This is a genomic window from Arthrobacter sp. G.S.26, assembly GCF_050847375.1.
Classification (GTDB): domain Bacteria; phylum Actinomycetota; class Actinomycetes; order Actinomycetales; family Micrococcaceae; genus Arthrobacter.
The window spans coordinates 2,043,465-2,065,884 of sequence record NZ_CP193752.1 but is presented as its reverse complement, the minus strand read 5'-3'; the positions used below and the strand labels follow the sequence as shown (position 1 = coordinate 2,065,884).

Sequence of the window (22,420 nt, the reverse complement as noted above, 5' to 3'; positions counted from 1 at the left end):
TTCTCAACCGGCAGTGTTCACACCGGGCGGATCACGCCAGGGTGATCAGGTCCAGGTAGTCTTCGTTCCAGTGGTCCTCGACGCCGTCCGGCAGCAGGACAACACGCTCCGGATTGAGGGCCTCGACGGCCCCCTCATCGTGGCTGACCAGGACGACGGCGCCGCTGTAGTTCTTGAGGGCCCCCAGGATCTCGGCGCGGCTGGCCGGGTCCAGGTTGTTGGTGGGCTCGTCCAGGAGCAGTACGTTGGCGCTGGAAGCCACGATGGTGGCCAGCGCCAGGCGGGTCTTCTCGCCGCCGGACAGCACACCGGCGGGCTTGTCCACGTCATCTCCGGAGAACAGGAACGAACCGAGGATGCCGCGCACCTCCGCATCCTTCATGTCCGGGGCCGAGGAACGCATGTTTTCAAGGACCGTACGGTCCACGTCCAGGGTTTCGTGTTCCTGGGCGTAGTAGCCCACCTTGAGGCCGTGGCCGGCGATCACATCACCGGTGTCCGGCTTGTCGACACCGGCGAGCATCCGCAGCAGGGTGGTTTTGCCGGCACCGTTGAGGCCCAGGATGACCACCTTGGAGCCGCGGTCGATCGCCAGGTCCACGTCAGTGAAGATTTCCAATGACCCGTAAGACTTGCTGAGGCCCTCCGCGGTGAGCGGGGTACGGCCGCAGGGTGAGGGGTCCGGGAACCGGAGCGCTGCCACGCGGTCGTTCTCGCGGACTGCTTCCAGGCCGCTGAGCAGCCGTTCGGCTCGTTTGGCCATGTTCTGGGCAGCGACGGCCTTGGTGGCCTTTGCGCGCATCTTGTTGGCCTGGTCAAAGAGGACCTGGGCCTTCTTTTCGGCGTTGGCACGCTCGCGCTTGCGTGCCCGCTCGTCGGTTTCGCGCTGGGTGAGGTACCGCTTCCAGTCCATGTTGTAGAAGTCGATCTGAGCCCGGTTGGCATCCAGCAGGAACACCTTGTTAACCGTGGCTTCAAGCAGTTCGGTGTCGTGGCTGATCACGATCAGGCCGCCCTGGTGGTTCTTCAGGAAGTCACGCAGCCAGGCGATGGAGTCGGCGTCCAGGTGGTTGGTGGGTTCGTCAAGGAGCATGGTTTCGGCATCCGAGTAGAGGATGCGGGCCAACTCCACACGGCGGCGCTGGCCACCGGACAAGGTCTTAAGGGGCTGGTTCAGGAGCCGGTCCGGCAGGGCAAGGTTGGAGCAGATCGCTGCGGCCTCGGCTTCGGCGGCGTACCCGCCGGCGGCCAGGAACTCGGATTCGAGCCGGTCGTAGCGGTTCATGGCCTTGCGCTGGACCGCGGCGTCGTCGCTGGCCATTTCCTCGTGGGCGAGGCGGAGCTTGCTGACGGCGATATCCAGGCCGCGGACGGACAGGATCCGGTCCCGTGCCAGCTGTTCCATGTCCGGGGTGCGCGGGTCCTGCGGCAGGTAGCCGATCTCCCCCGTGCGGGTGACTTTGCCGGCAGCAGGCAGGCCCTCGCCGGCCAGGACCCGGGTCAGCGTGGTTTTGCCGGCACCGTTGCGGCCCACCAGGCCGATTTTGTCGCCCTTGTCGATCCGGAAGCTCACCTGGTCCATGAGGAGCCGTGCACCGGCACGCAGTTCAAGATCCTGGACAGTAATCACAGCAGGTAAGGCCTTTCACAACAGGGGAACGCCGCAGCCCGCTTCATCGGATCCGGAGCGGGCGGGGCAGAGTGGCCGGAGAACGGCCCACCCAAGTCTACCGTCCATGGCTTCAGCGCATAACCGCCGGGGACGGTGCCGTCCATCACCGCACCCGCTGACGGCCTTTGTTTCCACTCTCAGGTTGCCGGCTCCGGCTTTAGTAGGACCCCTACAAAATCCGGCCACCGCCGCCCCGGTAGCGTCGGCGGTACGAATTGACCTGCTTGTACAACCCCGACAGGACCCCCCATGAGCAACACCGCACCCTCCCCCACCAAGACCCACACCCCGGGCCGGACCCGCTGGAACGCCACAGACCTGGGCCTGATCGCCGTCTTCGCCGCGCTGGTGGCCGCCGCGGCGCTCGCGCCCGCCCTGGCCATTACGGGAATCGGCGTCCCCATCACTTTCCAAACCCTGGCGGTGATGCTGACCGGCCTGGTGCTGGGCCCGGCCCGGGCGTTTGCCGCCGTCGGCCTTTACGTCCTCCTGGGCCTTGCCGGCCTGCCCATTTTCAGCCTGGGCCGCAGCGGCCTGGCGGTCCTGGCGGGCCCCTCCGCCGGGTACATCATCGCCTTCCCCATCGCCGCGGCTGTTGTTGGCTGGCTGGCCACCTTGGTGATCCGCAGGACCACCAAGGCCCGCACGCTGTGGTTCTTCGCCTCCGCCTTGCTGACCAGCGCCGTGGTGGTCCACTCGCTGGGTGTGGCCGGCATTGCCATCACCACCAAGGCCACCCTGGGCCAGGCATTCCTCAGTGACGCCGTGTTTTACCCGGGAGACATTGTCAAGAACATCCTTGCCGCCGGTATCGCCGTCGCCCTGCACCGCGCCTTCCCGGACATCCTGGTGCGGCGTGCCAAGCGCACCGCCCGGCCCGTTGCCGCGTAGCCGCGCCGGATGCCCAAGGTAACGTTCGACGGCGTCTCCGTAGCCGTCGCGGTGGATCACCTGCCGGAGCCCAAGATGCTGCTGCAGGATGTCAGCCTGGAGCTCACCGAGGCGCGCGTTGGCGTGATCGGTGCGAACGGCTCGGGAAAGTCCACGCTCCTGCGCCTGGTCAACGGGCTGGTGCAGCCCAGCGAAGGCCACGTCGCGGTGGACGGGCAGGACACCGTCCGTGCTGTCCGGTCCGTCCGGCGGGCCGTGGGTTTTGTTTTTACCGACCCGCTGTCCCAACTGGTGATGCCCACGGGACGCGAGGACGTGGAACTGTCCCTGCGGCGGACAGCCCGCAACGGTGCCGAACGGCGCCGCCTGGCCGACGCGGCACTGGACCGGTTCGGGTTGCTGCCCCTGGCAGACCAAAGCATCTACGAGCTTTCGGGCGGCGAACGGCAGCTCCTGGCCCTGGCGGCAGTGCTGGCAGTGGACCCCGCCGTGTTGGTGCTGGATGAACCGTCAACGCTGCTTGACCTGCGGAACAGGGAACTGCTGCGCCGGACCCTGACCGGGCTGGACCAGCAGATCATTATGTCCACCCATGACCTGGACCTGGTCCTCGGGATGGACAGGGTGCTGGTCATCGACCAGGGCGCAGTGGTGTTTGACGGCCAGGCCGCAACCGCTGTCGCCTTCTACCGGGAACTGTGCCTGGCCGGCCTCGAGACTCCAGGGCCAGGTCCGCGGTGAAGGACCACGGTTTCCTTCTGGCCACCTACGCGCCAGGCACCTCACTGGTCCACCGCACGCCGCTGGCCGTGAAATTCCTGCTGGTCTTCGCCTGCGGCGTTGCCTCCTTCGTGGTGGCGGACTGGCGCTGGTCTGCGGTCGCCCTGGCGGCCCTGGCCGCATTGTTCCTGCTGTCCGGCGCCGGTTTCCGGCGGTTATGGCGCGCGGTCCGGGCCCTGGTGCCGGTGCTGCTGGTGATCGGGTTGTTCCAGGGTTGGCAGCTGGGTGCGCCAACGGCCGCCCGGATTGTCCTGAACATCCTGGTCTGCGTGGTGGCCGCGTCCATCCTCACCGTGTCCACGCCGGTCCAGCGCCTGTTGGACGGGGTGGTGGCGGCTGTCCGTCCGCTGCAGCGGTTCGGCGCCGACCCGGAACGGTTCGCCCTGACCATCGGCATTATGCTCCGCAGCATTCCGTATATCGCGGGCACCTTCGCCGATGTCCGCGATTCCGCCAAAGCACGCGGCCTGGAACGCAATCCCCGCGCCCTGGTCCTGCCCGTCTTCATCAGCTCGGTGGCTTACGCGCGCCGGACCGGCGAGGCGCTGGCCGCCCGCGGGCTGGGCGACGCGGAAGACTGACTTGGCCCGGCTCAGTCGCGGCTGATCCGCTCGTAGCGGAGGAGCGCGGCCGTGCCCATCCCCCCGGCCATGCTGATCAGGGCCAGCGCCAGGGTGCCGGCCACCCCCTGCGCGCGCGCCTGTGCCAGCAACCGGGTGACCAGGACGGCCCCGGACGCTCCATAGGCATGCCCCAGGGCCAGGGCGCCGCCGTCGGCATTAGCCAGCTCCGGGGCAATGCCCAGCAGGTCCAGGCAGGCCAGCGTCTGAGCGGCGAAGGCCTCATTGAACTCCACCAGGTCCACCTCTGCTGCTGCCAGGCCGGCCGCCGCCAGGACGCTGCGTGCCGCCGGAACGGCGCCAATGCCGAGGACCGCGGGGTCCACGCCGGCCGTGGCGGTGCCAAGCACCAGCAGCCCGTCCGCGGCGTTCAGTTCCCTGGCCCGCGCCAGCGAGGTCACCACCACGGCGGACGCCGCGTCCGCGTCAAAGCAGGAGTTTCCGGCGGTGACAGTGCCGCCGGGGACAAAAGCGGCCGGGAAACGCGCCATAACGGCGTTGTTCAGGCCTCGGCGGGGGCCGTCGTCGACTGAAACCTCCGTGGCGCCTACGGCCACGGAGACAATTTCGCCGGAAAAGGTTCCGGCTGCTGCGGCAGCGAGGGCCCGGCCGTGGCTGGCCAGGGCCAGCGCGTCCTGGCGTTCCCGGCCAACAGCGTACTCCCGGGCCACGTTTTCCGCCGCGACGCCCATGTCCGGATCACCGAAACCCGCCGGTACAAACTGGGCCCGCGAATAGAACCGGGGCGTCCCGTCGGCATCCGGGCGGGCCCGGAGCGGTGCGGTGCTGGTGCTCTCCACTCCCCCGGCCAGGTACACGGGGTTTCCGCCGGCTGCCACCAGCCGGGCCGCCAGGGCGATGGCGTCCAGGCCGGAACCGCACTGGCGGTCAACGGTCATGCCGGGTACCCCCACGGGAAGGCCTGCCGCCAGCAGGGCGAGGCGGGCCACGTTGCCACCGGCGCCCACGGCGTTGCCGATCACCACATCCGCAACGGCGGCTGGGTCCAGCCCGGTGGTGCTGACCAGCCGGCGAAGCACAGGCGCCAGGAGTTCATGGGCCGGCACTGTGCGCAGCGGACCGTTGACCCGGCACACCGGGGTGCGCAGCGCCGCGATGATGACCGGTTGGCGGTCCGGGGGCAGCAGGTCAGGCGCCAAGGTTCTTCACCCGGGGATCGTGTCCGGCAATCCAGTCCAGCAGCAGGGTGCGGCTGACCTTGCCGCGGTCCGTGGCGGGCAGCTCGGTGAGCAGGAAGTACTGCAGCGGACGTTTGTCCCGCGGCAGGATGGCCTCCAGGCCGGCCCGCAGCGAGGTGGCCGTCAGCCCGCCATGGGCCGGGACCACCCCCGCCACCACCCGCTGGCCGCGGATGTCGTCAGGCATTCCGGCGGCCACGGCTGCGCACACGCCGGGGAGGGCGGAGAGGGCCAGCTCCACCTCATGCGGGTAGACGTTTTTCCCGGCGGTCAGGATCATGTCGGCGCGGCGGCCCAGGATGTGCAGTTCACCGTCACGCAGGAACCCCTGGTCCCCCACCGTGTACCAGTCGCCGAAAGAACGCAGTGCCTCGCCGTCGTCCCCCCAGAGGTAGCCGTTGCTGACCAGGCCGCTCCGGACGCAGATGTTTCCGGCGCCGTCGTCGGGTACCTGGGCCCCGGCGTCGTCAAGGATGCGGACCTCCACGCCAGGGAACGGCCGCCCGATGCCTGTGCCGCCAACCTCCGGAGGCCGGCCGGCAGGCAGCCCGGCACCCGAGACGAAGCTCAGCTCGGAGGCGCCGTAGTACTCGAAAATCGTGGCGTTGGGGGCCCACCGGCGGGCCGCCTGGAGCGTGCGCGCATCAAGCTTGGACCCGGCGCAGATGATGGTCCGGATGCCTGCTGCGTCCACCCCGCCGGCCAGGCCGCGTTCGCTGAGCATCCGGAGCATGGTGGGAACCAGGACCAGCCGGGTGACCCGGTCATAGGTGATGGCCGCGTGGATGTCCCCCACATCAAAGGAGGCCAGGGTCTGGAACTCGGAGCCGGCGTACAGGCATTCGGAGAGGGCGTACAGGTTGAGGCTGGCAGCCAGGGGGCCCGGGGCCAGTGTCACGTCATCCGCGCGGAGGCCGAAGAACTCGATCGACGCCTCAAACGATTCCTGCCAGGAACGCCGGGACCTGGTGAAGGCCTTGGGCAGGGACGTGGTTCCGGACGTCAGCCCGATCAGGAAGGTGGAGCCCGGCGGCCCGTCAGCCAGCAGGTCCGCGGCAGCGTCCGGAACCTGGCCGGGGACGGCGTGCGCGCGTACCGCCGCCACGATGTCCGCCTGCAGGCCGGCTGGCCAGGAGGGGTCCAGCACGGCGCACTGCCGCTCCCCCGCCACGGCTGCCGCGTACTGCAGGGCGAAATCCACGGAATTCTCCTGGCAGAGGGCCGTGATCGGTCCCGTGGCACCCAGCCGGGCCTCGGCGCCGTCGCGCAACTGCGCCCACGTGAGCCGGCGGCCGGCGATCACGACGGCGGGATGGTGCGGACGTTCGTCGGCCCAGCGCTGGAGTCGGTCAAGAAAAGGCATCGGATCAACTTTACCGGCAGGCTCCGGTCCGGCGCCGTGGCCGCGGGCTATTGTGACCCTATGAGTTTCAATGACAATGTGCAGCTGGACCCTTCGCAGGTCCAGGACCGCCGCGGCATGGGCCGCGGCGTAAAAGTGGGCGGCGGCATCGGCGGCGGACTTGTCCTCCTGGTGGCGCTGCTCCTGGGCATCAACCCGGACCTCCTGGGCGGCCTGGCAGGCACCCAGGCACCGCAAACCCAGCAGCAGGGCACGGCGCCGGCCTGCTCCACAGGTGCGGACGCCGATGCGCGCGAGGACTGCCGCATCACGGGCACGGTCAACAGCCTCAACGCTTTCTGGCCGGCCTACCTGCAGCAGTACAACGTGCAGTACCCGCAGCCCGAGACCGTCATTTTCGAGGGCGGCACCGACACCGGCTGCGGTTCGGCCACCAGCGCCGTGGGTCCGTTCTACTGCCCCACGGACACCACCGCTTACTTCGACCCGGGTTTCTTCCAGGAACTGGTGGACCGGTTTGGGTCCTCCGGCGGTCCACTGGCCCAGGAATACGTGGTGGCCCATGAGTTTGGCCATCACGTCCAGAACATCCTGGGCGACCTGGACCGCGCGCAACAGGATCCGCAGGGGCCGGAGTCCGGCGCCGTCCGTACGGAACTGCAGGCCGACTGCTACGCGGGGCTCTGGGCCCGCCACGCCACCACCGTTGCGGACCCGGCTACCGGCCAGCCGTACCTGGAACCGTTGACCCAGCAGGACCTGAACGATGCCTTGTCGGCCGCGTCCGCCGTGGGCGATGACCGCATCCAGGCGTCCGCCACCGGCCAGGTCAACCCGGAAGCCTGGACCCACGGTTCCAGCGAGCAGCGCCAGGCCTGGTTCAGCAAAGGCTACGAAACCGGCGACATCAAACAGTGCGACACCTTCGCCGCCGCCAACCTTTAAGGCACGTACGACGACGGCCGGTTACCTTTTGCGAAAAAGGTAACCGGCCGTCGTCGTACTTTCAGATGTTGAAGCCGAGGGCCCGCATCTGGTCCTTGCCGTCGTCCGTGATCCGCTCGGGACCCCACGGCGGCATCCAGACCCAGTTCAGGCGCCACTCGTCCACAACGCCGTCGAGGGACTTGCCCACCTGCTCCTCGAGGACGTCGGTGAGCGGGCATGCTGCGGTGGTCAGCGTCATGTCGATCAGCAGCGCGCCGTCGTCGTCGGAGTACTTGAGCCCGTAGAGCAGGCCCAGGTCCACGATGTTGACGCCGAGCTCGGGATCGATGACATCCTTCAACGCCTCTTCGACGTCCTCCAGGGCCGTCTGGCCCGGCTTGATATCAGTCATGGCGGGTTCCTTACAGGGCCGGTGCCGCAGCGATGGCGGCAGCGCCGGCGCCCTTGGCGTAACGGTCGTAGCCTTCGTCTTCCAGGCGGTCGGCGAGCTCCGGGCCGCCCTCTTCAACAACCTGGCCGTCAACGAAGACGTGGACGAAGTCAGGCTTGATGTAGCGCAGGATCCGGGTGTAGTGCGTGATGAGCAGCGTGCCCATGTTGCCCTCGGAGTGGGCGCGGTTGACGCCTTCGGAGACGACCTTGAGCGCGTCGACGTCCAGGCCTGAGTCGGTTTCGTCCAGGATGGCGAACTTGGGCTTGAAGAGCTCAAGCTGAAGGATCTCGACCCGCTTCTTTTCGCCGCCGGAGAAGCCTTCGTTGACGTTGCGCTGGGCGAAGTCGGCGTCGATGCGCAGCTGCTCCATGGCAGCCTTGACGTCCTTGGTCCAGGTGCGCAGCTTGGGGGCTTCGCCGTCGATGGCGGTCTTGGCGGTGCGCAGGAAGTTGGTCATGCTCACGCCGGGAACCTCGACAGGGTACTGCATGGCGAGGAAAACGCCGGCGCGGGCACGCTGGTCAACGCTCATTTCCAGGACGTCTTCGCCGTCCAGCGTGATGGTGCCGCTGGTGACGTTGTAGCGGGGGTGTCCGGCGATGGTGGAGGCCAGCGTGGACTTGCCGGACCCGTTGGGGCCCATGATGGCGTGGGTTTCGCCGGTCCGGATGGTCAGGCTGACGCCCTTCAGGATTTCCTTGGTGCCCTGCTCCGTCTCAATGCTGACGTGCAGGTCCTTGATCTCAAGAGTAGACATATGTCTTGTTCTCCTCTGCACCGGCCTGGCGGCTGCGGTGCGGTCTTTGTCTGGAAGTTGGTTCGTGAATCTGTGGTGCTAGCTGAAGGTTGGTGCCTCGGCGCCGTTGAGGACGTTGCTGAAGTCCACGTAGACCTCGTCGGCCCGGATTTCAACAGCGAACACAGGAACGGGATCGTAGGCGGGCAGCTGCAGGGGCTGGCCACTGCGCAGGTCGAACTGGGAGCCGTGGCCCCAGCACTCGATGGCGCACCCTTCCACTTCGCCCTCGGACAGGGAAATGTCCGCGTGCGAGCAGGTGTCGCCGATCGCATGGATCTCCCCCATGGAGTCCTTGACGATGGCCACCGGGTAGTCCTCGATCAGGATCCGCAGGGCCTGCTTCGGCGAAATGTCATCGACTTTGCAGACGAGTTCGCCTTTTGGCTGGTCAGTCATGTGTTCCCGTGCCCCGTGCCTTAGTTTTCCGTCAGCGCGAGTTCGCGCTCCACGGCGTCCGTGAGGCGTTCCTCAAGGGCGGGTACCTTGATCTGCTGGATGATCTCGTTCAGGAAGCCACGGACCACGAGGCGGCGGGCCACGTTTTCCGGGATGCCGCGGGCCATCAGGTAGAACAGGTGCTCGTCATCCAGCCGGCCGGTGGCGCTGGCGTGGCCGGCACCCTCGATCAGGCCCGTCTCGATTTCGAGGTTCGGGACGGAATCGGCGCGGGCGCCTTCCGTGAGCAGCAGGTTGCGGTTGGCCTCGTAGGTGTCGGTGCCTTCTGCTTCCTTGCGGATCAGGACATCGCCCACCCAGACGGCGTGCGCGTTGCGGCCCTGCAGGGCACCCTTGTACAGCACGTTGGACTTGCAGTTGGCCACGGCGTGGTCAACAAACAGGCGCTGCTCAAGGTGCTGGCCGGCGTCAGCGAAGTACAGGCCGAACAGTTCGGCTTCGCCGCCGGGGGCGGTGAAACGCGCGGACGGCGTGACCCGGACCAGGTCACCGCCCAGGCTGACCATAACGTGCTTGAGCTTCGCGTCGCGGCCGATCTTTGCCTGCTGCGAGGAGGCGTGCACTGCTGCGTCGTCCCATTCCTGCAGGGACACCACCGTGAGGTTGGCGCTGTCCTCAACAACGATTTCGACGTTTTCGGCCACCACGGCGTTGCCGGTGTGGTTGAGCACAACAACGGCCTTGGAGAACTTCTTCGCCACGATCACCAGGTGCTGGGCGGCGGCGTCGGCCGAACTGCCCGTGATGTTGACGGTGATTTCCGAATCGGCTTCGAACTCTTCGGGGATGGTCACCACGGTGGCCTCGGCGAAGTTCTCCCAGGCGTTGGCGGAGACCCGGTCCTCCGGGATCCCGGCGTTGCCGATCCGCTGGTCGTCGCGGCCAACCGATTCCACGATGACAGCGTCAGGACCGCTGACGGACACGGCGGGGGCCGCGCCGGAGAGGACCTCGCTGTGCAGGCCGCGGAGCCGTTTGAGCGGGGTGAAGCGCCAGTCCTCTTCCAGGCCGGTCAGCGGCTTGAAGTCCGCCAGCTTGTAGGAGGTCAGGCGGCCGGCGCGTGAGCTGTCCGGAATGCCTTCGCCGCCGCCGTGGGAGTGGCTCTTGGCAGAGGCTCCCGCCAGCGGGGACTTGGCGCCCGCAGCGTTGATGGGCGAAAGGCTTTCGCCCTCTTCAGTGAAACCGTCGATGAACGGCTGGGCTGAGGGCGCGCCGATGCGCGCTTTTTCGGTAGTGATTTCAGTCATCGTTATCCGACGGACCCTTCCATCTGCAGTTCAATCAGGCGGTTCAGCTCAAGTGCGTATTCCATGGGGAGTTCCCGGGCGATCGGCTCGATGAAGCCGCGCACGATCATCGCCATGGCCTCGTCTTCGCGCATGCCGCGGGACATCAGGTAGAACAGCTGCTCTTCGCTGACGCGTGACACGGTGGCCTCGTGTCCCATCACAACGTCGTCCTCGCGGATGTCGATGTACGGGTACGTGTCCGAGCGGCTGATGGTGTCCACCAGCAGCGCGTCACAGCGGACGGTGTTGGCGGAGTGCTTGGCGCCTTCACGGACCTGGACCAGGCCGCGGTAGGCGGCTCGGCCGCCGCCGCGTGCCACCGACTTGGAGATGATGGAGCTCTTGGTGTTCGGTGCGATGTGGACCATCTTGGAACCCGTGTCCTGGTGCTGGCCTTCGCCGGCGAAGGCGATGGACAGCGTCTCGCCCTTGGCGTGCTCGCCAACGAGGTAGACGGCCGGGTACTTCATGGTGACCTTGGAGCCGATGTTGCCATCGACCCACTCCATGGTGGCGCTTTCTTCGCAGATGGCGCGCTTGGTCACCAGGTTGTAGACGTTGTTCGACCAGTTCTGGATGGTGGTGTAGCGGACGCGGGCGCCCTTCTTCACCACGATCTCCACAACGGCGGAGTGCAGGGAGTCCGAGGTGTAGATCGGCGCCGTGCAGCCCTCGATGTAGTGGACGTAGGAGTCCTCGTCCGCGATGATCAGCGTCCGCTCGAACTGGCCCATGTTTTCCGTGTTAATGCGGAAGTAGGCCTGGAGGGGGATGTCCACGTGGACGCCCTTGGGGACGTACACAAAGGAACCGCCGGACCAGACGGAGGTGTTCAGCGACGCGAATTTGTTATCGCCCACGGGGATGACGGTGCCGAAGTACTCCTGGAAGATCTCCGGGTGTTCCTTCAACGCGGTGTCGGTGTCGAGGAAGATGACGCCCTGCTGTTCCAGGTCCTCGCGGATCTGGTGGTACACCACTTCCGACTCGTACTGGGCTGCCACGCCGGAAACCAGGCGGCTGCGCTCGGCTTCGGGGATGCCAAGCTTCTCGTACGTGTTCCGGATGTCCTCGGGCAGGTCCTCCCAGGTGGCAGCCTGCTTCTCGGTGGAGCGCACAAAATACTTGATGTTGTCGAAGTCGATGCCGGAGAGGTCTGCACCCCAGGTGGGCATGGGCTTGCGGTCGAAGTACTTCAGGCCCTTCAGGCGCAGGTCAAGCATCCACTGGGGTTCGCTCTTTTTGGCCGAAATGTCCCGGACGACCTCTTCGCTGAGCCCACGTCGGGCGTTGGCGCCGACGTCGTTTTTGTCAGCCCAGCCATACTCGTAGTTACCGATGCCGTGGAGCTCGGGATTCTTTTCGAGAATCTCCGAGATCACAGTGCTTTCGGCTACCGCTTTCTCTGATAGTTGGTCCGTCATCACGGCCTTTCTTGCTGATGGTTGTTTACTTCAACCAGGCTGGCGGGGGCTGCCGGGGAGCCTGCGGGCTCCGGGGCAGACAGCCTGCCTGTAGGAATGTGGGTGGTGCAGACGTGGCCGCCGCGGGCCAGCGTGGACAGCCGGCGGACGTCGACGCCCACCAGCCGGGAGAAAACTTCGGTCTCAACGTCGCAGAATACGGGGAAACGGGACGCGAGTTCCTGGATGGGGCAGTGTCCCTGGCACAGCTGGACGCTGGACAGGGCGGCCGGCAGCGGGGCCTTGGCTTCGATGGAGGCTGCGGAGGACACAAAGTTGTCCCGGCTCAGGGCATCGGAGAGCGCCTTGGCACGGTCGGCGATGTCCGGGCCTGCCTTGTCGATTTCCGGGGCGTAGCGGCGTTCCATGTCGGCGAAGCGTTCGACGGCGAACGCCCGGACAGCGTCCGGGCCGGCGGCTTTCTGGAGCTGCTGGAGCGCCAGGGCGGCGATGTCCAGGTAATCGTTCCCCAGGCTCGACTGGCCCTGCGAGCTCAGGACGTACCGCCGGGCGGGGCGGCCTGCGCCACCGCCGGAGCGGGCAGCACGCTTGACTTCGATGACGCCCGCGCGCGAAAGGTTATCCAGGTGGCGCCGGACGGCGGCAGGGGTGAAGCCCAGAAGGTCGCCGAGTTCGGCGGCGCTCACGGGCCCGTGCTCCAGGACGGCGGACAGGACGCGGTCCCGGGTTCGGTCATCCGCGTCGGCCACCGCACCGGCGGCCACAGGGCTGCGGTGGGTGGGGGCCTGTGCGGCCCCGCGCCCGGTGACGGGCGCAACAGTAGCGTTACTCACGGAATACACAACACAATCATGTCGTAATTTAGTCCCGTCCTCCAGTAAGGACAGGCTGGCCTCGGCCTGTCGGCCGGCGCGGCGGCCGTAAGTACTACGTCCCGTAGAATACGTGGGTGCGATCCCCATCTTCCCCGGTCCTGTCCATTGACGGGCTTATCAAGGACGTCGGCCCCCTTTCCAGCCTCGACGGCCGGATGCTCCGCGTGGTCAGCGGTGTGTCGCTGACCGCGGAACGCGGCCAGGTCACCGCCCTCCTCGGCGCCAACGGAGCCGGTAAAACCACCACGCTCGAGTGCGCGCAGGGCCTGCAGAAGCGTACCGGGGGAACCATCACCCTGCTGGGCCGGGACCCCGCTGCGGCAGGGGCTGACCTGCGGTCCCGCGTTGGCGTGATGCTGCAGGACGGCGGCCTCCCGCCGTCGGCCAAGCCCATCCCGCTGCTGCGGCACGTCGCAGGCCTTTACGCCAACCCCTGGCCGGTGCCCGAACTCGTGGAACGGCTGGGCATCGACGCCTTCAGCCGAACCACTGTGCGCCGGCTCTCCGGCGGCCAGAAACAGCGCCTGGCCCTGGCTGCGGCGCTGATCGGCCGCCCCGAAGTGCTCTTCCTGGATGAGCCAAGCGCCGGCCTGGACCCGCAGTCACGCCAGGTGGTGTTCGAGCTCATCGCAGAACTCCGCGATGCAGGCATGGGAATCATCCTCACCACGCACCTGATGGATGACGCCCAGCGGCTTGCCGATTATGTCTACATCATCGACGGCGGCCGCAACGTAGCCGAGGGCACGGTCCAGGAACTGCTGCAGCGGGACCATGGCGTAACACCCGGCGCGGAGCAGGTGCGCACCCTGGTCTTTGATGCGGACCCCGGACTGGAGTTCGACGGCGTCCTGCCGCCCGGTGCGGAAATCCTCGAGGTCCGGGCCGGCAGCTACACGGTGACCGGCGCCCTGGCCCCGGCGCACCTGGCCGCTCTGGCCACCTGGTGGGAAGCACGCAACATCATGCCGACCGCCATGAGCCTGCAGGCGCGCAGCCTTGAAGACGTCTTTTTGGATATTTCGGGAAAGGACGTCCGATGAACGGGACCCCCGCAAGCACCGGCCCTGCGCCGTCCCCCGGCGCTGCCGGAAACCCGGGCGGCAGCACGCTTTCCGGTCCGGCGACGCTGTTCCGGCGGGTGCTGCTGCAGGGCAAATACGAGGCGCTGGCGATGCTGCGGAACGGTGAGCAGCTGATCCTTGCCATCATCCTTCCGCTGCTGGCACTGGTGGGACTCACAGTCACGCCTTTCCTGGACGGCATGGGTGCCAGCCGGATCAACGTCGCCGTACCGGGCATCCTGGCCCTGTGCGCCATGTCCACGGCCTTCACCGGCCAAGGGATCGCCACGGGGTTTGACCGCCGCTACGGTGTGCTCCGCTTCCTGTCCACCACTCCCCTGGGCCGCGGTGGACTGATCGCCGGCAAGGCCCTCTCCGTCCTGGTGGTCCTGTGCCTGCAGGTGGTGGTGGTGACCCTGGTGGCGCTGCTGCTTGGCTGGCAGCCGCCCGCCGCGGGGTGGCTGCCCGGCCTGCTGCTGCTGGTCCTTGGTGCAGGCGCCTTCACGGCGCTGGGCCTGCTGGTTGCCGGAACCGTCCGGCCGGAAGCCACCCTGGCCATCACCAACCTGCTGTGGATCCTGCTGGGCGCCCTCGGCGGGATTGTCATCCCGGGCGAACGGCTCCCGGGTGCCGCGCAGGCAGTGGTGCACTACCTGCCCTCAGGTGCGCTGGGCGAGTCCCTGCGTGAGGCATTCCTTGGCGGCACCCTGAACGGCGCCGCTGCCCTTGTCCTGCTGCTGTGGACGGTTATCGCCGGTGCAGCAGCCATCCGCTGGTTCAAATGGAATTGAGTTTTTCGTGAGCACGGTTTCCCGCCTTCCTCAACTAGCCGGCCGCCTTGCCGCGCGGCTGCCCCGCACGGTGGACAAGAGTGTCCGCCGCCTGGCCGTGGCCTCCCTGATCGGGCAGACCCTGCTGGTGGTGACCGGCGGCGCTGTCCGGCTGACCGCTTCCGGACTGGGCTGCCCCACCTGGCCGCGCTGTACCGAAACGTCCCTGGTGAACACGCCGGAGATGGGAATCCACGGCTTCATCGAATTCGGCAACCGGCTGCTTACTTTTGCGCTGGCCGCCGTCGCCGCCCTCCTGCTGGTGTACCTGTGGAACCTCCGCAAGGAACGCCGGGACCTGTTCCTGCTGGCCCTGGGCCTGCTCGCCAGCATTCCGGCGCAGGCTGTGATCGGTGGCATCACCGTCCTGACCCAACTCAACCCCTGGGTGGTGGGCCTACACTTCCTGGTCTCCATGGCCCTGGTGGTCTTCGCCACCCTGCTGGTGAACCGGGCCTACGGGCGGACCGGCAGGTTCCCCGCCCTTCGGCTTCCCGCTGTTCCGGGCGTTATGCGCCCGCTGACCGCCGCCGTCGCCATCTTTTCCATCCTGGCCGTGATGCTGGGCGTGGTGGTCACCGGAGCCGGGCCCCACGCCGGCGACGCCGACGCCCCCCGCAACAACCTTGACTGGGACCTGTTCTCACACATCCATGCCGTACCGGCTTACCTGATTACAGCAGGAACCCTGGTGGCGGTGGCAGTGGTCCTGTTGCGCCGGATCAAGGGTCCGTTCCGTGCAGCCGTGCTGGGCCTGCTGGCCGTGACGCTGCTGCAGGGCGTCATCGGCTTCACGCAGTACTACAACGGCATTCCTGAACTGCTGGTTGCGGCGCACATGCTCGGAGCCGCGCTCTTGATGTCAGCCGCTACCAACGCCTGGGATGTTGCCCGCAGCAGCCCCGTGGCTGCCGGGTAGCAGCGCGGACTCCAGTCCCTGCGCAAGGCGCCCCGGTCCACCTGGACCGGGGCGCCTTCCATTTTTAAGACGTCAGGATGCCGCTGCAGGCACAGGAGTGTTGCCGGCAGCGGCATGCGCGGGATCGAGGACCTCGATCCCGCCGGGCGTCACCAGCACCACCCGCGCGGAGGCGATGTCGTAAAACAGCCCGGTCGCCTGGACGGTGCCGGCCGCCAGGGCCGGGCCCACCAGGGGGTGGCTTTCCAGTTTGGCCAGTTGAACGGCCACGTTGACCATTCCCAGCTGGTCGAGGCGGCAGTAGCCTGCCCCGGCTGCCGCCAGCGCCACGGGATGCCCGGCCACCAGTTCGCGGTAGCTGGGCCGGGCGTGGTCCAGCCAGGCCTCGAAACCGGTGCCCAGCGCAGCGTTTCCCGTTCCGCCGGCATCGTCGAAGAGGGCCTTCATGGCGCCGCAGTTCGAATGCCCGCAGATGACAATCGAATCCACGTCCAGGCCCTTGACCGCGAAGGAAAGCGCAGAATCGATGGAGGCATCCTGGCCGTCGTGGCACACCACGTTGCCGATGTTCCGGAGCGTCAGCAGGTCACCCGGTCCGCTGCTGGTGATGAGGTTCGGGTTGACCCTGGAGTCCACGCAGGCAACAAAGAGGGTGTCCGGGTTCTGGCTGTCCGCCAGGTCCTGCACCAGTGGCTTGACCTGGTCCGCAAAGCGGCGGTGGTACTTGTTGATCCCCAGCAGGATGGAGCGCAGCGGCCTGGCTGCGGCGGAACCGCCCTCAGCTGCCGCGTGGCCGGTGACAGCGGCAGCCGGCTCCTGCCACGTGGTCCGCGGCGGCAGCGGCAGCTCACGGGCTTCCTGCCGCTTGGGGGTATTGTCTGCCGCGTCCTGGAACAGGGTGTTGCCGTGTTCCTCGAGGCTGACGCTGCCGCCGGTTGCCTGGTACTGGTTCTGCCAGGCGATCAACGCCTCGCGGAATGCATGGTCCAGGTAGTCGGCGTTCATCTCCACCACCATCTGATGGCCTTCCGGGACTGCCTGCAGGACCCGGTTGAGGCGGGGCAACGCGAAGAAGCTGCAGGAGCCGGCAATGGTGATCCGCCAGGCGGCGTCTGGGCCGGCAGGCTGGTGGGCCTTGATCTCGGCCCGGAGCACCCGCCACAGTACGCTTGCCGCGGCAAGGGCCAGGCCGATGATCACACCCTCGAGCAGGTTGAGGAACACCACGCACAGCAACGTCACGGCGTAGACCAGCAGGTCACCGGTGCGCAGGCTGGTCCGGATGTCCGCCACCTTGATCAGCCGCGCCCCGATCACCACCAGGAGTCCGGCGAGGACCGACAACGGAATCAGTTGGATCAGTCCGGCGAAGAGGGCCGAGAAAGCCAGGATCCAGATGCCGTGCAGCACGGCCGAGGAACGGGTCCGGGCGCCGGCCTCGACGTTGGTGGCGCTCCGGACGATCACGCCCGTTACGGGCAGGCCGCCAAGCGATCCGGAAACAATGTTGGCTGCGCCCTGGCCCACCAGTTCCCTGTTGAGGTTGGTGCGGGGCCCGTTCTGCATCTTGTCGACGGCGACGGCGGACAGCAGGGATTCGATGCTGGCGATCAGGGCCATGGAGAGCACGGCAAACGCAATGGTCCGCCAGTTGCCGTCCGGAAGTTCCGGCAGCGCCACGGCGTCGAAAATTGATCCGTTAAAGGAAATCCGTTCCAGGCCTGGCGCCAGTGCCACGGAGAGGGCGGTGCCGGCGGTGACTGCGGCAAGCGGACCGGGAATGCGGCGGATGGCAGGCGGAAGGTATTTCCAGCCCAGCAGGATGCCGATGACAGCAAGGCCCAGCAGTGCGGCATGGATTTCGAGTCCGGTGATGGCGGCCGGAAGTGATGCGAGGTTTTCCAGGGCCGAGCCGGCCGGCTGGGCGCCCAGCAGGACCTGGAGCTGCTGCAGGATGATGGTGATGCCGATCCCCGCCAGCATCGCCTTGACCACTACGGGGGACACCGCCAGCGCTGCCCGGCCCACCCGGCTGATGCCCAGCAGGAGCTGGACGATGCCTGCAGCTGCGGTGATGGCGCAGGTGGCCTGCCAGCCGAACTGGTCCACCAGGCCCGCCACGATCACTGTCAGTCCGGCGGCAGGCCCGCTGACCTGCAGCGGCGAGCCGCCCAGGCTGCCGGCCACGAGGCCGCCGACGGCAGCGGCGATGAGTCCGGCCATGATGGGGGCGCCGGAGGCGGCCGCGATGCCGAGGGAGAGCGGCAAGGCCACCAGGAAGACCACCAGGGACGCTGGAATGTCGGCACCCAGGTGACGCAGGAAAGCCGGCCTGCGGAGCCCGGGACGCTTGCTGCCCGGCTGGCCTGGGTTCGGCGGGCTGTGGCTGGTGGACGGGAGGTTCGAGTGACCGGGGGCCATGGATATTCCTTTGCTTGCGGGAAGGATCCATTCCACCGTAACCAGTCAGTAACGCCGAGTGACCAAAAAAGTGATCAATATGACAAGCCTGTCATATCTAGGTTGCCGAAGTAAGTTCCACGTGCCGCAGTAGGGTTTTTCCATGGGACAACTGATGGTGGTAACGGGTGCCGGACGGGGATTCGGCCGTGCCTGCGCCGAAGAATTCAGCGCACAGGGCTGGGACGTGGTGGCGGTGGTCAGGTCGGCCCAGGGGCTGGAACCGTTCGACGGCGGCATCACCGTCGTCGAGCACAACGTCACGGCCGATCCCGCAGGCGTTTTCCGGGAGGCGCTGGGTGGGCGTGGCGTGGACCTGCTGGTCAACAACGCCGCGCAGGGTGCCCCGCGCGGCGGGGTCCGCGATGTGGATCCGGACCTGCTGCTGGCAAGCCTCGATACCAACGTGGCGGGGCCGCTCCGGCTGGTGCAGGAACTGCTGCCGGCCCTGCAGTTGACTCCCGCGCCTCTCATTATCAACGTCAGCTCGCGGCTGGGCTCCCTGTCCCGGCAGGCCGCCGGGCACTACGTCCACCTGGGCACCAGCTATGCGTACCGCGTCTCGAAGGCCGGGCAGAACATGCTGACCATCTCCCTGGCCAATGAACTCGGTGGCTCAGTCCGATGCTGGGCAGTTCACCCGGGCCAACTTGCCACGGCCATGGGTGTTCCCGGGGCGTCGAAGCTGCCGGCAACGGCCGCCGTCGAACTTCTCAAGCTGGTGGAAAGCGGCGACCCGGCTCCCCTGCGGTTCTGCGCGCTGGGCGGAGCCGACCTCGAATGGTGATGCCGGGCCGTAAAGTTGCCGGCTAACCTGCCATCACGGCGGGGCCGACGAACGGGTCAACGGCCAGGGCGATAAACAGCAGGGTGAGGTAGCTGATGGAGCCGTGGAACACCTTCATGGCGCGCTTGTCCGAGATCTCCTCGTGCTGGGCGCGGTTATACAGCGAGTGCGACTCGTAGAGGAACCATGCGCCGGCCACCACGGCCGTGACGGTGTAGACCCAACCGGCCCCGCCGGCGGGAACCATCAGCAGGGAGCAGGCCACCATGGCCCAGGCATACAGCACCACCTGCACGGAGACCACCTTGGCGCCCGCGATGGCGCCAAGCATGGGGACGTTGGCGTTGCGGTAATCCTCGCCGTAGCGCATGGACAGCGGCCAGTAGTGGGGCGGCGTCCACAGGAAGATGACCATAAACAGGATGATGGCGGGCCATTCCACCGAGTTGGTCACTGCCGCCCAGGCGATGACAACGGGGAAACAGCCGGCGGCACCGCCCCAGACGATGTTCTGGGCCGTGCGCCGTTTCAGGATGATGGTGTAGATGACCACATAGAAGAAGATGGCCGCGAGCCCCAGCCAGGCGGACAGGGGGTTGGCGCCGAACCACAGGATGGCGATGGCCGCGGCGCCCAAAAGCCAGGCAAAAACCAAAGCCTCGCGCGGGGTCACCTCACCGGTGACCAGGGGCCGCTTTTCGGTCCGGTGCATCAGTTTGTCGATGTCGCGGTCGATGTAGCAGTTGAAGGCGCCGGCACTGCCCGCGGCGAAAGCGCCACCCACCAGGGTGGCAAGGATCAAACCGATGGAGGGAAAGCCGCGCTCGGCGTAGATCATGGTGGGAAGTGTGCTCACCAGGAGCAGCTCGATCACGCGGGGCTTGGTGAGGGCGAGATACGCCTTGGCCTTACGGGCAAACCCAGGGCCCGTGGTCCCGGATGCTTTCAGCGGCGTATCGGTTGTGCTCACGGTGGCAGTCACCCGTTCTGTGTGGCAGTTCTGTCTGGCAATGCAGCTCATGTCCGGCGGCCGGCCCGTCCGCGCACCCGCAGCTTCAACCGGCGATCCGCAAACAGCCGGATTCCGGCCCGGACGTTGACGTCCGCTGACTGGAATTGGCCTCCCCTCATCATAGCGTGCCGGAACCCGCCGCCAGTCCGGCTGATATGCGGTGATGATCGCTCACGTGCCAATTCGAGCAGATTAACTCAACCTCACAGCAGGGCCATTCATAAAAGGGGAAATAGCGTCCACAACGTGAGATTTTTCCGATTTCCGGCGCGCGGGCGGGCTAAGCTGTCACCAGATCAGCGCGCGGCAGGAATGCCTTGGAAAACGCATTCCATGCCGGTTCGCGGCTGAGTGATAGATAACGTTTCGATGGTGAACGGCTGGTACACACCGCAGCGGGCGCCACACGGCGTGCCCCTGACCGGATCCGGTGTACCACCTGCCATCAGCACAGAGAGGGGCCCGGTTTTCGTGCCACATTTGGAAGAGCAAGAACTGTCATGGACCAGCTTGGACCAGCGCGCCGTGGACACCGTCCGCGTACTTGCCGCTGATGCAGTGGAGAAGGTGGGCAACGGCCACCCCGGAACGGCGATGAGCCTGGCCCCGGCCGCTTACCTCCTGTTCCACAAACTGATGCGCCACGATCCCCGGAACCCGGACTGGCTGGGCCGCGACCGCTTCATCCTGTCACCCGGCCATACGTCGCTGACCCTTTACATCCAGCTGTTCCTCTCCGGCTACGGCCTGGAACTGAAGGACCTCGAGGCGCTGCGCACCTGGGACTCGCTGACCCCGGGCCACCCCGAGTACAAGCACACCGCCGGCGTGGAGATCACCACCGGTCCGCTGGGCCAGGGCCTGGCCTCCTCCGTGGGCTTCGCCTACTCCCAGCGCCGCCAACGCGGTCTCTTCGACGCCGACGCCGCCCCGGGCACCAGCCCGTTCGACCACACCATCTGGGTCATCGCCTCGGACGGCGACCTCCAGGAAGGCGTCACCGCGGAGGCATCCTCCCTTGCCGGCCACCAGGAACTGGGCAACCTTGTTGTTGTCTACGATGAGAACCACATCTCCATCGAGGACGACACCGACATCTCCTTCACCGAGGATGTCCTGAAACGCTACGAGGCCTACGGCTGGCACACCCAGCGCGTTGACTGGACCAAGACCGGCGAATACGTCGAAGACGTCCAGGAGCTGTACACGGCACTGCTGGCCGCGAAGGCCGAGACCTCAAAGCCGTCCATCATCTCGCTGCGGACCATCATCGGCTACCCGGCCCCGAAGAAGCAGAACACCGGCAAGATCCACGGTTCCGCGCTGGGCGCAGAGGAAGTCGCAGGCCTCAAGGAGGTACTGGGCTTTGATCCCGCCAAGTCCTTCGACGTGGACCAGGACGTCCTGGCACACGCCCGCTCCGTTGTGGACCGCGGCGCAGCAGCGCACAAGGAATGGGAAGAGTCCTTCAACGCCTGGCAGGCAGCCAACCCGGAGGGTGCAGCACTCCTGCAGCGCATCGAGTCCAAGGAACTTCCCGACGGCGTCGACGCGGCACTGCCTGTCTTCCCGGCCGGCAAGGACGTTTCCACCCGCGCCGCCTCCGGCAAGGTACTGAACGCACTGGGTCCGGTCCTGCCGGAACTCTGGGGCGGCTCCGCCGACCTCGCCGAGTCCAACAACACCACGATTGAAGGCTCTCCGTCCTTCATCCCGGCGTCCAAGCAGACCGACGCCTGGTCCGGAAACCCCTACGGCCGGGTGCTGCACTTCGGCATCCGTGAGCACGCCGCCGCAGCAATCGTCAACGGCATCAGCCTGCACGGCAAGACCCGCGCCTTCTCCGGTACGTTCCTGATCTTCAGTGACTACCAGCGGCCCGCCATCCGCCTCGGCGCCCTGATGGGGGCCTCATCCCTGTACGTATGGACGCACGACTCAATCGGCCTGGGTGAGGACGGCCCCACCCACCAGCCCGTGGAACAGCTCGCCACCCTGCGCGCCATTGTGGGCCTGGACGTTGTCCGCCCCGGTGACGCCAACGAGGTATCCATTGCCTGGAAGACCATGCTGGAAAACCACGCCAACCCGGCCGGCATTGTCCTGACCCGGCAAAACATCCCCACCTGGGAACGCGGCGAAGGTGCAGCCGACGGCGACGTCTTCGGTTCCGCCGCAGGCACCGCCAAGGGCGGCTACGTCCTCGCCGAAGCCAGCCGGGACGGTGCCACCGTTCCCGCCGACGTTGTCCTCATCGGCACCGGTTCCGAGGTCCAGCTGGCCGTCCAGGCCCGCGAGGCACTCCAGGCGGAAGGCATCGCCGCCCGCGTTGTGTCCATGCCGTGCGTCGAATGGTTCAACAAGCAGGACGCCGCCTACCGCGAATCCGTCCTGCCTGCTGACGTCAAGGCACGCGTCTCCGTCGAGGCCGGCCTTTCGCTGGGCTGGAAGGAATTCGTTGGCGACGCCGGGCGTTCCATCTCGCTCGAGCACTACGGCGCATCCGCCGACTACAAGCGCCTTTTCCAGGAGTTCGGCATCACCGCGGAAGCAGTAGCTGCCGCCGCCAAGGACTCCCTCTCCGGCCTCCAGGCCTGAA

Annotated in this window: 20 protein-coding genes; 9 read left to right on the top strand and 11 right to left on the bottom strand. The window is 67.0% G+C overall.

The window, feature by feature from the left end; all coding sequences use genetic code 11:
• Positions 1–31 precede the first annotated feature (31 nt).
• Positions 32–1,630 carry an ABC-F family ATP-binding cassette domain-containing protein gene (locus tag ACRB8A_RS09320; protein WP_050687394.1) on the bottom strand — a complete coding sequence of 533 codons (1,599 nt, stop codon included), beginning with the start codon at positions 1,628–1,630 and terminating at the stop codon, positions 32–34.
• Between the two features lie 291 nt (positions 1,631–1,921).
• Between ACRB8A_RS09320 and ACRB8A_RS09315 the strand changes: the two genes are divergently transcribed.
• Genes ACRB8A_RS09315 through ACRB8A_RS09305 form a run of 3 tightly spaced genes read left to right on the top strand, consistent with a single transcriptional unit; the run spans position 1,922 to position 3,924 of the window.
• Entirely contained in the window at positions 1,922–2,563 is a 642-nt protein-coding gene (locus tag ACRB8A_RS09315) for a biotin transporter BioY (RefSeq protein WP_050687396.1), read from the top strand.
• A 9-nt stretch (positions 2,564–2,572) separates the two neighbouring features.
• Complete coding sequence (locus tag ACRB8A_RS09310) at positions 2,573–3,304, top strand: energy-coupling factor ABC transporter ATP-binding protein (RefSeq protein WP_056600398.1); 732 nt, start codon at positions 2,573–2,575, stop codon at positions 3,302–3,304.
• Positions 3,301–3,924, top strand: coding sequence for an energy-coupling factor transporter transmembrane component T family protein (locus ACRB8A_RS09305; protein WP_056600399.1), 624 nt, complete (start codon positions 3,301–3,303; stop codon positions 3,922–3,924). The genes ACRB8A_RS09310 and ACRB8A_RS09305 overlap by 4 nt, the downstream gene beginning before the upstream one ends.
• An 11-nt stretch (positions 3,925–3,935) precedes the next feature.
• On the opposite strand, the gene ACRB8A_RS09300 is transcribed toward ACRB8A_RS09305, so the two are convergent.
• Both ACRB8A_RS09300 and ACRB8A_RS09295 read right to left on the bottom strand, forming a co-directional pair.
• Complete coding sequence (locus tag ACRB8A_RS09300) at positions 3,936–5,123, bottom strand: thiolase family protein (protein ID WP_432245998.1); 1,188 nt, start codon at positions 5,121–5,123, stop codon at positions 3,936–3,938.
• Complete coding sequence (locus tag ACRB8A_RS09295; protein ID WP_056600404.1) at positions 5,113–6,525, bottom strand: class I adenylate-forming enzyme family protein; 1,413 nt, start codon at positions 6,523–6,525, stop codon at positions 5,113–5,115. Before ACRB8A_RS09295 ends, ACRB8A_RS09300 begins: the two co-directional genes overlap by 11 nt.
• A gap of 60 nt (positions 6,526–6,585) precedes the next feature.
• On the opposite strand from ACRB8A_RS09295, the gene ypfJ reads away from it, so the two are divergent.
• The gene (gene ypfJ, locus ACRB8A_RS09290; RefSeq protein ID WP_056600407.1) at positions 6,586–7,470 is read left to right on the top strand and encodes a KPN_02809 family neutral zinc metallopeptidase; all 885 of its coding nucleotides are present in this window, start codon (positions 6,586–6,588) and stop codon (positions 7,468–7,470) included.
• Positions 7,471–7,531: 61 nt separating this feature from the next.
• Here the strand turns inward: ypfJ and ACRB8A_RS09285 are convergent, their stop codons facing one another.
• The 6 genes from ACRB8A_RS09285 to ACRB8A_RS09260 form a co-directional block, all read right to left on the bottom strand.
• A complete protein-coding gene (locus tag ACRB8A_RS09285) occupies positions 7,532–7,864 on the bottom strand; it encodes a metal-sulfur cluster assembly factor (protein ID WP_050684829.1) in 333 nt (110 codons plus the stop codon).
• Between the two features lie 10 nt (positions 7,865–7,874).
• Positions 7,875–8,663: a Fe-S cluster assembly ATPase SufC gene (gene sufC, locus ACRB8A_RS09280; protein ID WP_432245997.1), complete on the bottom strand. Its 789-nt coding sequence runs from the start codon at positions 8,661–8,663 to the stop codon at positions 7,875–7,877.
• A gap of 78 nt (positions 8,664–8,741) precedes the next feature.
• Positions 8,742–9,101, bottom strand: a complete 360-nt coding sequence (locus tag ACRB8A_RS09275; RefSeq protein WP_050684827.1) for a non-heme iron oxygenase ferredoxin subunit — start codon at positions 9,099–9,101, stop codon at positions 8,742–8,744.
• A gap of 20 nt (positions 9,102–9,121) precedes the next feature.
• On the bottom strand, positions 9,122–10,408 hold the full coding sequence (gene sufD / locus ACRB8A_RS09270) for a Fe-S cluster assembly protein SufD (RefSeq protein WP_432245996.1): 1,287 nt from the start codon (positions 10,406–10,408) through the stop codon (positions 9,122–9,124).
• Between the two features lie 2 nt (positions 10,409–10,410).
• Positions 10,411–11,874: a Fe-S cluster assembly protein SufB gene (sufB, locus tag ACRB8A_RS09265; RefSeq protein WP_050684825.1), complete on the bottom strand. Its 1,464-nt coding sequence runs from the start codon at positions 11,872–11,874 to the stop codon at positions 10,411–10,413.
• Positions 11,874–12,716 (bottom strand): helix-turn-helix domain-containing protein, encoded by an 843-nt coding sequence (locus ACRB8A_RS09260; RefSeq protein ID WP_082178215.1) that lies wholly within the window; start codon positions 12,714–12,716, stop codon positions 11,874–11,876. Before ACRB8A_RS09260 ends, sufB begins: the two co-directional genes overlap by 1 nt.
• A 107-nt stretch (positions 12,717–12,823) precedes the next feature.
• Here ACRB8A_RS09260 and ACRB8A_RS09255 point away from each other — a divergent pair, with 107 nt between their 5' ends.
• The 3 genes from ACRB8A_RS09255 to ACRB8A_RS09245 are packed head-to-tail and all read left to right on the top strand — an operon-like array spanning position 12,824 to position 15,562.
• Positions 12,824–13,792, top strand: a complete 969-nt coding sequence (locus ACRB8A_RS09255; protein ID WP_432245995.1) for an ABC transporter ATP-binding protein — start codon at positions 12,824–12,826, stop codon at positions 13,790–13,792.
• Positions 13,789–14,604, top strand: coding sequence for an ABC transporter permease (locus ACRB8A_RS09250; protein ID WP_432245994.1), 816 nt, complete (start codon positions 13,789–13,791; stop codon positions 14,602–14,604). The genes ACRB8A_RS09255 and ACRB8A_RS09250 overlap by 4 nt, the downstream gene beginning before the upstream one ends.
• A 7-nt stretch (positions 14,605–14,611) precedes the next feature.
• Entirely contained in the window at positions 14,612–15,562 is a 951-nt protein-coding gene (locus ACRB8A_RS09245; protein WP_050684822.1) for a COX15/CtaA family protein, read from the top strand.
• A gap of 72 nt (positions 15,563–15,634) precedes the next feature.
• On the opposite strand, the gene ACRB8A_RS09240 is transcribed toward ACRB8A_RS09245, so the two are convergent.
• Positions 15,635–17,983, bottom strand: a complete 2,349-nt coding sequence (locus ACRB8A_RS09240) for a SulP family inorganic anion transporter (RefSeq protein ID WP_050684821.1) — start codon at positions 17,981–17,983, stop codon at positions 15,635–15,637.
• A 142-nt stretch (positions 17,984–18,125) separates the two neighbouring features.
• Here ACRB8A_RS09240 and ACRB8A_RS09235 point away from each other — a divergent pair, with 142 nt between their 5' ends.
• Positions 18,126–18,809: an SDR family NAD(P)-dependent oxidoreductase gene (locus ACRB8A_RS09235; RefSeq protein ID WP_050684820.1), complete on the top strand. Its 684-nt coding sequence runs from the start codon at positions 18,126–18,128 to the stop codon at positions 18,807–18,809.
• Between the two features lie 22 nt (positions 18,810–18,831).
• On the opposite strand, the gene ACRB8A_RS09230 is transcribed toward ACRB8A_RS09235, so the two are convergent.
• The gene (locus tag ACRB8A_RS09230) at positions 18,832–19,791 is read right to left on the bottom strand and encodes a heme o synthase (RefSeq protein WP_050684819.1); all 960 of its coding nucleotides are present in this window, start codon (positions 19,789–19,791) and stop codon (positions 18,832–18,834) included.
• A gap of 510 nt (positions 19,792–20,301) precedes the next feature.
• Here ACRB8A_RS09230 and tkt point away from each other — a divergent pair.
• Complete coding sequence (tkt, locus tag ACRB8A_RS09225; protein ID WP_056600412.1) at positions 20,302–22,419, top strand: transketolase; 2,118 nt, start codon at positions 20,302–20,304, stop codon at positions 22,417–22,419.
• Position 22,420: the final 1 nt, after the last annotated feature.

Bases quoted from the DNA above. Each gene is read 5' to 3' on its own strand.
- sufB (WP_050684825.1), bottom strand. From the start codon at position 11,874: ATGACGGACCAACTATCAGAGAAAGCGGTAGCCGAAAGCACTGTGATC.
- ypfJ (WP_056600407.1), top strand. From the start codon at position 6,586: ATGAGTTTCAATGACAATGTGCAGCTGGACCCTTCGCAGGTCCAGGAC.
- ACRB8A_RS09235 (WP_050684820.1), top strand. From the start codon at position 18,126: ATGGGACAACTGATGGTGGTAACGGGTGCCGGACGGGGATTCGGCCGT.
- ACRB8A_RS09295 (WP_056600404.1), bottom strand. From the start codon at position 6,525: ATGCCTTTTCTTGACCGACTCCAGCGCTGGGCCGACGAACGTCCGCAC.
- ACRB8A_RS09285 (WP_050684829.1), bottom strand. From the start codon at position 7,864: ATGACTGATATCAAGCCGGGCCAGACGGCCCTGGAGGACGTCGAAGAG.
- sufC (WP_432245997.1), bottom strand. From the start codon at position 8,663: ATGTCTACTCTTGAGATCAAGGACCTGCACGTCAGCATTGAGACGGAG.
- ACRB8A_RS09240 (WP_050684821.1), bottom strand. From the start codon at position 17,983: ATGGCCCCCGGTCACTCGAACCTCCCGTCCACCAGCCACAGCCCGCCG.
- ACRB8A_RS09315 (WP_050687396.1), top strand. From the start codon at position 1,922: ATGAGCAACACCGCACCCTCCCCCACCAAGACCCACACCCCGGGCCGG.
- ACRB8A_RS09310 (WP_056600398.1), top strand. From the start codon at position 2,573: ATGCCCAAGGTAACGTTCGACGGCGTCTCCGTAGCCGTCGCGGTGGAT.
- sufD (WP_432245996.1), bottom strand. From the start codon at position 10,408: ATGACTGAAATCACTACCGAAAAAGCGCGCATCGGCGCGCCCTCAGCC.
- ACRB8A_RS09250 (WP_432245994.1), top strand. From the start codon at position 13,789: ATGAACGGGACCCCCGCAAGCACCGGCCCTGCGCCGTCCCCCGGCGCT.
- ACRB8A_RS09275 (WP_050684827.1), bottom strand. From the start codon at position 9,101: ATGACTGACCAGCCAAAAGGCGAACTCGTCTGCAAAGTCGATGACATT.